At 51.8% G+C, this 12,846-nt stretch carries 13 protein-coding genes; 8 read left to right on the forward strand and 5 right to left on the reverse strand.

The window, feature by feature from the left end; all coding sequences use genetic code 11:
• Positions 1-9: 9 nt before the first annotated feature.
• From infB to pnp, 5 genes are all read left to right on the forward strand, one after another.
• Entirely contained in the window at positions 10-2,556 is a 2,547-nt protein-coding gene (gene infB / locus IOQ59_RS18465; protein WP_193954944.1) for a translation initiation factor IF-2, read from the forward strand.
• A 22-nt stretch (positions 2,557-2,578) separates the two neighbouring features.
• Positions 2,579-2,971, forward strand: a complete 393-nt coding sequence (gene rbfA, locus IOQ59_RS18470) for a 30S ribosome-binding factor RbfA (protein ID WP_193954945.1) — start codon at positions 2,579-2,581, stop codon at positions 2,969-2,971.
• A 3-nt stretch (positions 2,972-2,974) separates the two neighbouring features.
• A complete protein-coding gene (truB, locus tag IOQ59_RS18475; protein ID WP_193954946.1) occupies positions 2,975-3,940 on the forward strand; it encodes a tRNA pseudouridine(55) synthase TruB in 966 nt (321 codons plus the stop codon).
• 133 nt (positions 3,941-4,073) lie between these two features.
• Positions 4,074-4,343: a 30S ribosomal protein S15 gene (gene rpsO / locus IOQ59_RS18480; protein ID WP_193954947.1), complete on the forward strand. Its 270-nt coding sequence runs from the start codon at positions 4,074-4,076 to the stop codon at positions 4,341-4,343.
• A gap of 261 nt (positions 4,344-4,604) precedes the next feature.
• The gene (gene pnp / locus IOQ59_RS18485) at positions 4,605-6,707 is read left to right on the forward strand and encodes a polyribonucleotide nucleotidyltransferase (protein WP_193954948.1); all 2,103 of its coding nucleotides are present in this window, start codon (positions 4,605-4,607) and stop codon (positions 6,705-6,707) included.
• 157 nt (positions 6,708-6,864) lie between these two features.
• Here pnp and IOQ59_RS18490 read toward each other — a convergent pair whose 3' ends face one another.
• From IOQ59_RS18490 to rsuA, 3 genes are all read right to left on the reverse strand, one after another.
• Complete coding sequence (locus IOQ59_RS18490) at positions 6,865-7,533, reverse strand: YciC family protein (protein ID WP_228051007.1); 669 nt, start codon at positions 7,531-7,533, stop codon at positions 6,865-6,867.
• Between the two features lie 569 nt (positions 7,534-8,102).
• Positions 8,103-9,146 carry a class I SAM-dependent methyltransferase gene (locus IOQ59_RS18495; RefSeq protein WP_193954950.1) on the reverse strand — a complete coding sequence of 348 codons (1,044 nt, stop codon included), beginning with the start codon at positions 9,144-9,146 and terminating at the stop codon, positions 8,103-8,105.
• Positions 9,139-9,834, reverse strand: coding sequence for a 16S rRNA pseudouridine(516) synthase RsuA (gene rsuA, locus IOQ59_RS18500; protein WP_193954951.1), 696 nt, complete (start codon positions 9,832-9,834; stop codon positions 9,139-9,141). Before rsuA ends, IOQ59_RS18495 begins: the two co-directional genes overlap by 8 nt.
• A gap of 109 nt (positions 9,835-9,943) precedes the next feature.
• Between rsuA and IOQ59_RS18505 the strand changes: the two genes are divergently transcribed.
• From IOQ59_RS18505 to IOQ59_RS18515, 3 genes are all read left to right on the forward strand, one after another.
• Positions 9,944-10,780 carry a 6-carboxytetrahydropterin synthase gene (locus tag IOQ59_RS18505; RefSeq protein ID WP_193954952.1) on the forward strand — a complete coding sequence of 279 codons (837 nt, stop codon included), beginning with the start codon at positions 9,944-9,946 and terminating at the stop codon, positions 10,778-10,780.
• Positions 10,781-10,835: 55 nt separating this feature from the next.
• Positions 10,836-11,216, forward strand: a complete 381-nt coding sequence (locus tag IOQ59_RS18510; RefSeq protein ID WP_193954953.1) for a VOC family protein — start codon at positions 10,836-10,838, stop codon at positions 11,214-11,216.
• Between the two features lie 112 nt (positions 11,217-11,328).
• The gene (locus IOQ59_RS18515) at positions 11,329-11,739 is read left to right on the forward strand and encodes a hypothetical protein (RefSeq protein ID WP_193954954.1); all 411 of its coding nucleotides are present in this window, start codon (positions 11,329-11,331) and stop codon (positions 11,737-11,739) included.
• 26 nt (positions 11,740-11,765) lie between these two features.
• Here IOQ59_RS18515 and IOQ59_RS18520 read toward each other — a convergent pair whose 3' ends face one another.
• Together IOQ59_RS18520 and IOQ59_RS18525 are read right to left on the reverse strand one after the other, a co-directional pair.
• Positions 11,766-12,104, reverse strand: coding sequence for an AzlD domain-containing protein (locus IOQ59_RS18520; RefSeq protein ID WP_193954955.1), 339 nt, complete (start codon positions 12,102-12,104; stop codon positions 11,766-11,768).
• The gene (locus tag IOQ59_RS18525; protein WP_193954956.1) at positions 12,101-12,841 is read right to left on the reverse strand and encodes an AzlC family ABC transporter permease; all 741 of its coding nucleotides are present in this window, start codon (positions 12,839-12,841) and stop codon (positions 12,101-12,103) included. Before IOQ59_RS18525 ends, IOQ59_RS18520 begins: the two co-directional genes overlap by 4 nt.
• Positions 12,842-12,846: the final 5 nt, after the last annotated feature.

Genomic DNA, 12,846 nt, shown 5'->3' on the forward strand with positions numbered 1-12,846 from the left:
GAACCCGAAATGGCAGAAGTAACAGTAAAGCAACTTGCCGATGTGGTTGGTGTTTCCGTTGATCGTTTGCTGACGCAGATGCAGGAAGCAGGCATTAATGGAAAAACTGAAGGCTCCGGCGTTTCAGAAAGTGAGCGTCAGTCATTGCTGACCTTCCTGAAGCGTAGCCACGGTGAAAACGCTGAAGATGGTGAGCCGAAGAAGATCACTCTGAAACGTAAGACGACTTCCACGCTTAAAGTGGCAGGCGCTTCAGGTAAGAAAAAGACCGTGAACGTTGAAGTACGCAAAAAACGTACTTACGTGAAACGTGATGCACTTGAAGACGAGCAGCCAGAACAGGTTGAAGAAGCGGTGGTTGCTGAAGCAGCAGACGCTGCTCCGGCTGAAGTTGTTGCAGAAGTAACTGAACAGCGCGAAGCGGAAGACGCAGGTCCGTCCGCAGAAGAGCGTGCGAAGGCGGAAGCGGAAGAAAAAGTGCGTCAGGAAAAAGAAGCGGCAGAGAAAGCCGAAGCAGACGCAGCTGAAGCTAAGCGTCTGGCTGAAGAAGCAGTTCTGCGTAAGCAGCAGGAAGCAGTGCGTGAAGCGGCGAAGAAAACTGAAGCCGAACGTCAACGCACACGTGCGGATAAGAAACCAGGTCGTGGCGCGGATAAGAAGCCGGGCGGCGGCAAAGGTGGTCGTTACGATGATAAAAACCGCCGTGGCGGTAAGCTCAGCCGTAACAAAAACGCACGCGGCGGTTCACGTTCAGCTCCACGTTCGAACGCTCATGGATTTACCGAGCCGACGACAGCTAAGGTGATGGAAGTTAACATCCCTGAGAGTCTGACCGTTGCTGATTTGGCGAAGAAGATGAACGTCAAAGCAGCGGAAGTGATCAAGGTGATGTTCAAGATGGGCGCGATGGCGACCATCAATCAGGTGATCGATCAGGATACGGCTGTACTGGTCGTTGAAGAGATGGGTCATACGCCGAAGCCAATGCAGGAAAATGCAGTGGAAGAGGCGCTGATGGAAAGCATCCAGCAGGCACAGGGCGAACAGGAAGGTCGTGCTCCGGTTGTAACCGTCATGGGTCACGTAGACCACGGTAAAACCTCTCTGCTTGATTACATTCGTGCAACCCGCGTAGCGTCTGGTGAGTCTGGTGGTATTACACAGCACATCGGTGCGTACCATGTAGAAACCGACAACGGTATGGTTACTTTCCTGGATACTCCGGGACACGCGGCATTTACAGCGATGCGTGCACGTGGTGCGAAGCTGACCGATATCGTAATTCTGGTTGTTGCTGCGGATGATGGCGTAATGCCTCAGACCGAAGAGGCGGTACAGCACGCGAAAGCGGCTGGCGTACCTCTGGTTGTTGCAGTGAACAAGATCGATAAAGAAGAAGCTGATCCGGACCGTGTTAAGAACGAACTGGCTCAGCGCGATGTTATTCCTGAGGACTGGGGCGGAGACGTAATGTTCGTTAACGTTTCTGCGAAGTCTGGTGAAGGCATTGATGCGCTGATCGAAGCGGTACTGCTGCAATCCGAGATTCTGGAACTGACGGCTGCGCCTTCTGCTCCGGCACAGGGTGTTGTGGTTGAGTCCCGTCTGGATAAAGGTCGTGGTCCTGTTGCAACACTGTTGGTTCAGAACGGTACGCTGCGTAAAGGTGATATCGTGCTGGCGGGTCTGCACTACGGTCGCGTACGTGCCATGCTGGATGAAAACGGTAAGCCAATTGAATCCGCAGGTCCTGCGATCCCGGTAGAGATTTTGGGTCTGGATGGAACACCGGCTGCGGGTGATGAGTTCACCATGGTGACCAACGAGAAGAAAGCACGCGAAGTTGCGCTCTTCCGTCAGGGTAAATACCGTGAAGTGAAACTGGCTCGTCAGCAGGCGTCTAAGCTGGAAAACCTGTTTGCCAACATGCAGGCTGGCGACGTCAAGTCTCTCAATATTGTATTGAAGACAGACGTACGTGGTTCCCTGGAAGCGCTGTCTAACGCCTTGGATGACTTGTCCACTGAAGAAGTAAAAGTGAACATCGTTTCCAGTGGCGTAGGTGGTATCGCAGAAACCGATGCCAACCTGGCTGTTGCATCTTCCGCGCTGATCATCGGTTTCAACGTTCGTGCTGACTCTCAGGCGAAGAGTGTTGTCGAGCGTGAAGGTATCGAACTGCGTTACTACAGCGTTATCTACGACATCATCGATGATGTGAAACAGGCGATGGGCGGTCTGCTCTCTCCTGAGTATCGCGAAGAGATCGTGGGTATTGCAGAAGTACGTGATGTCTTCCGTTCACCTAAGATTGGTCTGGTTGCAGGCTGTATGGTGACTGAAGGTACGGTATTCCGAAACAAACGTATCCGTGTACTGCGCGACAACGTTGTTATCTATGAAGGTGAGCTGGAATCCCTGCGTCGCTTCAAAGAGGCAGTGGCAGATGTTCGTCAGGGTATGGAATGTGGTATCGGCGTTAAGAACTACAATGACGTTAAGGTCGGTGACCAGATCGAAGTATTCGATACCGTCGAAGTTCAGCGTACGCTGTAACAAACAGTTCTAACAGGACACTATGGCTCAAGAATATAGTCGTACACAACGGATCGCTGACCAGGTACAACGTGACCTGGCTCAGCTGATCCAGTTTGGAATCAAAGACCCTCGCTTGGGCATGGTCACGGTCAGCTACGTGAAGATCGCAAAAGATCTGGGCTACGCTGATGTGTATGTGACTGTGCTGCCGCTGGGTGGTAAAGATGAAGAGACTGCCATTAAGGAATCACTGTCTGTATTGAACAATGCAGCGGGTTTTCTGCGTGGCGAGCTGGCGCGACATATCAAACTGCGAGTGATGCCCAACCTGCGTTTTCATTTCGATGCAACCGTAGAACGTGGCCGTCACCTGCATGGTTTGATTGAAAGTGCAGTGCGTCTCGAAAACAAGAAAGATCAAGACGAGGAGTAACCCGTGGCGCGAAGACGCAATCGTGGTCGCGCGATCGACGGGATTTTCCTGCTCAACAAGCCTGCGGGTATGTCTTCCAACGGTGCACTGCAACGGGTAAAACGCCTGTACGGTGCAGCGAAGGCAGGGCATACCGGCGCGCTTGATCCTCTGGCAACCGGCATGTTGCCGGTCTGTCTGGGGGAAGCGACCAAGTTTTCCCACTATCTGCTGGATTCTGACAAACGTTACATCACCACGGCTAAACTCGGTATTCGTACCGATTCCAGTGATGCCGATGGCGAGGTTATCGCCGAAGCGCCTGTGGGTGATGATGTGACTGAAGCCCGTATACAAGCCCTGATTGAAGCGCATTTCACCGGTGAGATCGAGCAGGTCCCTTCGATGTTTTCGGCGCTGAAGTTTAACGGTCAGCCACTGTATAAGCTGGCGCGTCAGGGTATCAAAGTCGAGGTGAAGTCACGTAAAGTGACGATTCATGAGATCCGATTGACCGGCTTTCGGGGCGATGAAGTTGATCTGGATATTCGTTGCTCTAAGGGCACCTATATTCGCTCCATTGTTGAGGATCTCGGACTGCTTTTGGGCTGCGGTGCACACGTACAGATGCTGCACCGGCTTGATGCCGGACCTTACAAATCCGAAGCGATGATGACCCTGGATATGCTGGAGTCCTTGGCTGAACCTAGCTCGGCTGAGGAAGAGATAAAAAGCATACAAGCCCGGATGGATCAGGTATTATTACCGCCTTGGACCGCGCTGGAAAGTGCGCCTGAATTGGCGTTATCTTCAGAGCAGGCTGAGCGGATCAGTCATGGTCAGAGAATCCGTCTGACCGAAGCTGAATCTGCACCGGAAGTACTGCTGTTCACTGAAGATAAATCCCGCTTTTTAGGGATCGCAGAGATCGACGCTGAAGGGGTGTTAAGGCCCAAGCGTTTGATCGCATCAGAGCAGGATCCACAGTAACACTTTAATAAAACATTGCTGGTTGGCATATGCGGACTGGCAGTTGTGGCGTTGTACTGGAAATATGCTCGGTACATCGTGTCTATTAATCGAACGACTCTGAGTCGTTTGCATATTGATTGGAGAAATCATCATGGCACTAAGTGCAGAAAATAAAGCAGCAATCGTTGCAGATTTTGCTCGCGGCGAAGGCGACACCGGTTCCCCAGAAGTTCAGGTAGCTCTGCTGTCTGCTAACATCGAAGGCCTGCAGGGTCACTTCAAAGCAAACAAACACGACCACCACTCTCGTCGTGGTCTGATCCGCATGGTAAACCAGCGTCGTAAATTGCTGGATTACCTGAAAGGTAAAGATGCTGATCGTTACCTTGAGCTGATCAAGCGTCTGGGTCTGCGTCGCTAAGATGTTTCTCTGGGGCCATACAATGTATGGCCCCAGTTTTATCAGCGCATCGGACGCGCTGAGGATGGCCAGAATCTTGGAAGTTCCAATCATCCGGCCCGTACTCATTTGTGTTTTTCGACAGGGAGCGTTCCCGTCGCAAAGCAAAGAGCACAACTGAGTACAGGCTCATTTGACGGCATGATGGATCCCAGGTGATGGCTTAATCTGAACGGATGCGTAGAACGTATTTAAATAGATAAGCACTGAGGATTAGAGATCGTGCAAGCAATTACTAAGACTTTCCAGTTTGGTCAGCATGAAGTGACTCTGGAAACAGGTCGCGTTGCTCGTCAGGCAACCGGTTCTGTTGTTGTTACTATGGGTGGCGTACAGGTACTGTGTACTGTTGTTGGCTCCAAAAGCGCGCGTGAAGGCCAGGACTTTTTCCCTCTGTCCGTTCACTACCAGGAAAAGTACTACGCTGTAGGCCGTATCCCTGGCGGTTTCTTCAAGCGTGAAGCTCGCCCTTCTGAAAAAGAAACACTGACGTCCCGTCTGATTGACCGTCCGATTCGTCCACTTTTCCCTAAAGGCTACATGAACGAAGTACAGGTTGTTTGTACTGTCATGTCTGCGGATAAAGTGAATGATCCGGATATCGCTGCGATGATCGGTACATCTGCTGCACTGGCTATCTCCGGTATCCCTTTCCAGGGTCCTATCGGCTGTGCACGTGTTGGTTTTACCGAAGCTGACGGTTACCTGCTGAACCCAACCTACGAAACTCTGGAAACATCTGAGCTGGACATGGTTGTCGCGGGTACTAAAGACGCGGTACTGATGGTTGAGTCTCAGGCTCAGGAACTGACCGAAGATGAAATGCTGGGTGCTGTTTTGTTCGCACACCAGGAGATGCAGGTTGCTGTCGACGCGATCAACGAGTTGGTTGCAGAAGCAGGCAAGCCAGCATGGGAATGGGAGCCAGCTGCGAAAAACGAAGCGCTGATCTCTCAGGTTACCGCTCTGGTTGGCGCAGGTGTTACAGAAGCGTACCAGGTTGCTGACAAGCTGAAACGTCAGGACATGCTGAAAGCGCTGCGCGTTCAAGCGGTTGAAGAGATCGCGGGTAACGAAGACGGCCAGCCTTCTGCGAAAGAAGTTGAAGGGGTTGTCAGCTCTTTGGAAAAATCCACTGTACGTGGTCGTATTCTGGACGGTCAGCCGCGTATCGATGGTCGTGACAGCAAGACTGTTCGTGGTATCAATGTTGATATCGATGTACTGCAGGGTACTCACGGTTCTGCACTGTTCACCCGTGGCGAAACCCAGGCAATCGCGACTTGTACGTTGGGTACCAGCCGTGATCAGCAGATCATTGATGCGATCGAAGGCGAGCGCAAAGATGCCTTCATGCTGCACTACAACTTCCCTCCTTACTCTGTAGGTGAGTGTGGTCGTATGATGGGTGCAGGCCGTCGTGAAATCGGTCACGGTCGTCTGGCGCGTCGTGGTGTTGCTGCCGTCCTGCCAACGCAGGAAGAGTTCCCTTACACCATCCGTATCGTATCTGAAATCACTGAATCCAACGGTTCCAGCTCCATGGCTTCCGTATGTGGTGCTTCCCTGTCCATGATGGACGCGGGTGTTCCACTGAAAGCTCCAGTTGCGGGTATCGCGATGGGTCTGGTGAAAGAAGAAGAGCGCTTTGCAGTCCTGACCGACATTCTGGGTGACGAAGATCACCTGGGTGACATGGACTTTAAAGTGGCAGGTACTGAGTCTGGTGTCACTGCTCTGCAGATGGACATCAAGATCACCGGTATCACCGAAGAGATCATGGAGATCGCTCTGGAGCAGGCTTACCACGCACGTAAGCACATCCTGGGTGAGATGGCTAAAGTTATCGGTTACGCACGTCCTGAACTGCCGGACAATGCACCTGCCATGACTCAGCTGAAGATCAACCCTGAGAAGATCCGTGATCTGATCGGTAAAGGTGGTGCGACTATCCGTGCCCTGACCGAAGAAACCGGTGCAATGATCGATATCGACGACGACGGTACTGTTCGTATTTACGCTGATAACAAACTGAAGGCGAAAGAAGCAATTGATCGTGTTAAAGCGATCACTGCGGAAGCTGAAGTGGGTCAGGTTTACGAAGGTAAGGTTGTACGTATCGAAGACTTCGGTGCATTCGTTAATATCCTGCCTGGTAAAGACGGTCTGGTTCACATCTCTCAGGTGGCGAACAAGCGTATCGATAAAGTCTCTGACTACGTGAAACTGGAAGATATCGTTAAGGTTAAAGTCCTGGATGTCGATCAGCGCGGTCGTATCAAGCTGTCCATGCGTGATCTGGAAGCAGACGACGCAGTTAGCTAAGCAATCGCTGACCTGAAACGCTAAAAAGCCTCGCCTCTGCGGGGCTTTTTATTGCCTGTGAAACAGGATGGGTATCTGGTTTTTGCACTGGGAGTCGATACAAAGCTGGGAATGTGTGCGGGTATAAAAAAGCCCCGCATGTGCGAGGCTCCGTTCATTATACTGGGGGCTGTTGTGAATCATCCGGTGCCTGGGGTGGCTGAGCGGGTTTCAGCTTATCCTTCTGTATACAGTAAATGCGGAACGCATAAACGGTGATCACAGTATTCAAAACGCTGAATACAATGTTGATCAGTGCCCGGATTGGAGCATCCAGCGAGTCAGCATTTCTCAGTACCATCTCCAGTGCCATTTCCGTACCGCTGATCACAACAAACAGAATTGCCAGTCCGTTGAGCAATATCCAGAAATAGTCCTGTGTACGTTCCCAGCTTTCTTTTAGCGCCTGAACTGGGCCTTTTTGCTCCGTTACGCAGATATAGTCCGCAAATGCCAGACGCATCATGATGAACAGTCCGGGGACAATCAGGAACAGCAAGCCGCTGAAGATGGCGAAGCCGGAAAGGATAAATACCAGTAACAGTGCCCACCATCTGGATACCCCCAGCATAATGGCCTGCCCCGCAGTGATGGGACGGTCATTTACCACCGAACTGAAATACATAATTGTCGCGGCGGTATAGACTGGCAGTAACGTCATGTTTAGCAAGGTCAGTGCCGCCACAGCTTGATTCACGCCCGCTTCTTTGTCCGCGATCGGGCCATCGACAAACAGGGCCAGAAAGTTAACCAGCAATAAAAAAGGTAGCTGAATTCGCAGGATCATCGGGAGATGGCTGCGGAAAAAATATAGGGACTGACGAATATACTCGAATGGCAGTTCAGGCATCTTACTTACGACTCTGCGGTTGATCTGGTTAACACTTACAGCATAGAGCACGAAGCTCTTCAGCGAAGGCGTAAGGGTAACTGTATTGCCGTCTGCTGGACACCTTTTAATCGAAAAATCGGTGAGGTTGGTAGGGGGTGTTCGTCAGTTTGGGCAAGTAATTTTAGTATGTAGTGTGTTTCCCTGCTGATCGACAACCAGCACGCTGGCACATTCGCCGCAGCGATACTGGCGGCTATTGGGAAAACGTACTTTGGTGAGGAGCGAACGTTTTACTCTGAGTAGAGCGTAGGAGGCACAGTCGCTACTGGGGCACTGAAGTTGTCTCATTGTAACATTCCACTTAGATCCATGTCTGAATGTGTTGTTGTGCGTTTGCACAAAAATCATACAGTAAATTAAAACGAGCGTTCTGTCGACTGCTGTTTTATTACTGTTCAGTGTATGGAGTGCCGCAAAATCAGTCTGGCTACCCTTGCAGGAATAGCCAGTATGCCGAGGTGGTGTTACATCCGATGGGTCAGGCGGGTCAGTTTGAAATTGCTGTTGGATGCAATTACCTCCACCTGATGGAATAACTGGCGGGCTTTGCGCTCCAGAGGAATATGTAAATTGGTGACAAAGCAGGCCACGCCGGCGTAACTCAAGCGATCATGAGCGGCTTGTAAAAATCGATCAGTGAGGTCGCCTTCTACGTCGAACCCTGCATGGAAGGGCGGGTTGCATAGAATCAGATCAAACTTTCCCGAAATCCCTTCGGCACAATCGGCAATCACCACTTTTCCGTCGATTGGATAGCGATCAAAGTTGCGCTCACATGCTGCAATGGCTGCCGCGTTATTGTCCGTAGCCGTGATGGGGATGTCCAGATGACTGGCATTGAGTGACAGATAGCCATAACCGCAGCCCAGATCAAGTACCTGTTGTGGGGGTTCTGGCATGGTCATCAAAAACGCATCCAGGTGCTCCATCAGATAGGCGCTGCCTTTATCGATTTTGTTCCAGCCGTAGACGCCGGGTTTACTCCAGTATTCGAAGTGTTCATCCTGCGCTTCCGGACGCAGGCTGGTGTAATTTTTGTCGTCCAGAGGCGTACTGCTGGCTCCGTCAGGGCAGGTCAGCTCTGCCAACCAAGTGTCTTTGCTGGCTTTTTGCGCCTGACAGGCACCCGCGAAGAGTTTTTTGGCTTTATCAATGTAAGTTTTAATGCCCTCGCCTTTGTCCCCGGCAATGAGCAGCTGGCCGCCGGGCTTGAGCACGCGTCTGGCCTGGTTGATCACGTGATGGACGACGGGCTTTTCTTTAGATACACGGTAGATCAGTGTATCGATGCTGCTGTCGGCAATTTCACTGAAATCGAAGTCGCTGAAATGGGCGTTCCAGTCCTGCTGTTTCAGCACCTTGAACAGGTCAAAGCGATTAACGATCACTGTGACCGCGGGGTTGGCTGACAGGCGCGTATTCAGTAGGTTTTCGTCAGCAATCCATACTGTTTTGCCAGAGGCCCGCTGCAAGTGCGGGATCAGCAGATCAAAAGCCATATTAGCCATAGACGCTGTTGACCTCCTCTTCGGTTAAGTCGCGGTACTCGCCCAGCTCCAAAAAGTCATCCAGCAAGATTTCTCCAATCTGTTCCCTGTGCAGGCTTTCTACTTTGTTGCCGATGGCCGCAAACATTCGTTTCACCTGATGATAGCGTCCTTCGGTGAGCACAACGCGCGCTTCATAGTCGCTGAGAATTTCCAGTGTTGCCGGTTTAGTGCGAAAGGGTTCGTTATGCAGCATCAGTCCGGTTTCGAATTTCTCCACGGCATCTTGCGGAATCGGATCCGCCGTTTCGACCAGATAGACTTTGCCGGTTTTATGCTTGGGCGAGGTGATCCGGTGTGCCCACTGGCCGTCGGTCGTCACTAAAACCAGTCCGGTCGTATCGACATCCAGGCGCCCGCAGATAATCATCTCATCCGCACGGGGCTCGTCCAGCAGACTAAGTACTGTTGGATGCGTGCTATCATCGTTAGAGCACACGCAGCCTTCTGGTTTGAACACCATCAGGTAGCGTTCACCGGGTGCCTGTAGCGGCATACCGTCCAAACAGATGATGTCATCGTCGCTGATATGGATGGACGGATCGCGAGCTTCTTCCCCGTTGAGGGTGATCTCGCCGGCCCGCATCATTTTGCGAACGTCTTTACGGGAAAAGCCGGAACTCTGAGCAAGGAATTTATCAAGGCGCATAGTGATCCAAAGGTCATCAGGACGGGTAAAAGCCCTACATTATACCTGAATGAAACTAACACTTGATTAGGCTACTATAGCCTCCTGCAAATTTAGCCGTGGAAATAGTGTGAAACTCTTTGTTGATAACCTGACCAATGTCGATTTTTCCTACCTGCACCCTCACCGGGGATTGCTGGGAGAGTCCTGGCTGGTCCAGTTGGTGCTGGATGGAAGCCTCAATGATCAGGGTATGATCTGTGATTTTGGTATCGTTAAAAAGGCGGTGAAGCAGTGGTTTGATACCTATATCGACCATGCGCTTGTTGTGCCGACAGGCATGCCGCGCCTGAGTCATTCTCAGGATGACACCCATACGATGGTGAACTGGCTGTATGCTGATGGTCGGGCGCTAAACTGCCGCTCGCCGAAACAAGCGATTGCACTGGTCGGCATCCCGGAAGTGACGCCACATACGTTGGCCGACTGGTGTAATGCCAAGTTGCTGGAGTTGTTTCCGGATGAGGTAAAAGGGTTATCGATCAGCTTTGTACCAGAGCGCATCGATGGCGCCAGTTATCACTACAGTCATGGTTTGCAGCAACACGATGGCAACTGTCAGCGTATTGCACACGGTCACCGTTCAGCGCTGGAGATCTATATAGATGATCAGCGTGATGAGCAGTTGGAAGCACTGTGGGCGAAGCGCTTTGAGGATATCTATATTGGTACGCGTGACCATCTGATCAGTGATGCTGACGGTATGCATCATTATGCCTACGCGGCACCTCAAGGTGCGTTTGAGCTTAAGTTGCCCGCTGATGTATGTTACCTGATCGATACTGAAACGACGGTTGAGTTAATCGCCCGCCATCTTGCGGATCAGATTAAACGCGACCTGCCGGATGCAGCCGTGATGGTGAAGGCGTTTGAGGGTGTCGGTAAAGGTGCAATTGCCGAAGCCTGATCACATGTAGACCTACACGGGTCGTGAGTACTCATTTCATAGCAGGAAAGGGTTCATGCAGGTTAGCCATCTGGATCATCTGGTTCTGACGGTACGTGATATCGAAGCGACTGCTGCGTTTTATGAAGCGGCGCTGGGTATGCAGCGGGTTGAATTTGCGGGTGGTCGGGTTGCCTTGTCTTTTGGACAGCAGAAGATCAACTTGCATCAGCTTGGTCGTGAGTTTGAACCTAAAGCGGGCTCTGTGGCAGCCGGTAGCGCTGATCTGTGTTTTATTATTGACGATACCCTGGAGCAGGCCGCGTTACATCTACGCAGCTGTGACATCGACATTGTCGAAGGCCCTGTTCAACGCACGGGTGCGGTTGGTCCAATCCACTCGCTCTATATTCGCGATCCTGATCAGAACCTGATTGAGATCGCCCGATACCTATAAGTACCCAGGTACAGGTTTACCTATCTTTACACCTTTAACGCGTGGTTTCCTGATGGGAGGCGATAGAATGGAATCATTGTCCGTTTTATATCCGACTCCCCGGAGATTCACTATGCGCTTGGCGCTATATCTGATCGCAGTATCTTTATCTGTCACCGTACTCAATGGGTGTGCGTCGCGTTCTGAGCCGCAGCCCGGTCCGAACTTCTTTCGCCTTGATTCTGATAATCCACAGCGGTTTTCTTTTACTCAGGAATGGGATCTGCCGGAACAGCGTGAGCGTTCGGAAGCAGCGCCTTCGGATGGTCAGAAGGGAGAACGTGGGCGCCGAGGCGGTCATGCTAGAAAAGCAGAGCGAAGAGATGACGATCTCATTGAAGAGCAGCGTGGGGAGATGAGTCAGCAGCTGCTATCTGCATTAGATGACGTACTTCATAGCAGAAATCTTTGTGTTTCGGGCTATCGGGTACTTGATGTACAACGCCAACCAGCACGTATGACGCTGGTTGGTGAGTGCAGATAGTCCTTTCTTTTTGAGCGGTGGGGGTCTTAAAAAAGCTGGGGACCCACAGTGTGAGCACCCCAGGAATGTAAGACAAAAAACACACCCATGCTGACCACAGTCGTGAACAGCACATGTCGGGTTAGGTAAGCCAGTCCAATCGCTAAGATCGCACTGATCAGATAGGGGTTAGAGACCTGCAGCGCGAGCTCTCCCTCCGGCAAAAATACAATGGGGGCCGCAATAGCCGTCAGAATGGCTGGTGCTGCGTAGCTTAGGAACTGCGTTGTACGGGGGCCTAACCGCAGGGGTAGGCGTGGTTCAAGAAACAGATAGCGGCTGATAAAGACCACAAGAGTCATCAGAATAATGGTCAGCCAGATCATGTGCTCTGTCCTTCATTGTGAGGTGCAGCAGGTTCTGAAAAGAGCCGGGCGCTCAATACACCGGCCAGCATACCGAGCACAGAAGCGATCAGCAGGCCAGCTTCAATCTGATAAAGCTCACAGGTCACAGAGGTCAGCAACGCTGTGATGACCGCGCAAAGGGTTGAGATCTTTTGAATGCCCGGTACGACCAGCGCGATAAACGTTGCGGCTACGGCAAACTCCAGACCGAGCGCATCCATATTTGGGATCTGCTGACCGGCAATAATGCCAGCGGCAGTGGCCATGTTCCATCCCAGGTAAAGGCTCAGCCCCCCGCCCAGTGCATGCCAGCGATTGAACTGCTCAGGTGGTTTTGTGCCGGTCAGTGCAAACAGTTCATCGGTTAGCAAAAATCCCAAGATTAGGCGCCAGCGCAACGGCAGTTGTTGCATGTGCCCGCGCATGCTCATGCCATAGAGAAAGTGTCGGGAGGTGATCAGGAGCGTGATGATCAGGATAGCCCCGAGGCCAGCTTTACTTCCGATCATGCCGAGCACGACCAGTTGCACGGCACCGGCGAACACAAAGATCGACATCGCCTGGCCTTCCAATCCGGTAAGGCCGGATTCAAGAGCAAAGGAGCCCGCCAGTAATCCCCATGGAATAATCGCCAGTGTCAGCGGCAGGGCAGCACGCAGTCCCAGCATAAAGGCACTGAAGCGATAATCCTGTTGGGTTAATACCTGACTGCTCATGGCAA

This window comes from Pontibacterium sinense (assembly GCF_015209595.1).
Lineage (GTDB): Bacteria > Pseudomonadota > Gammaproteobacteria > Pseudomonadales > Balneatricaceae > Pontibacterium > Pontibacterium sinense.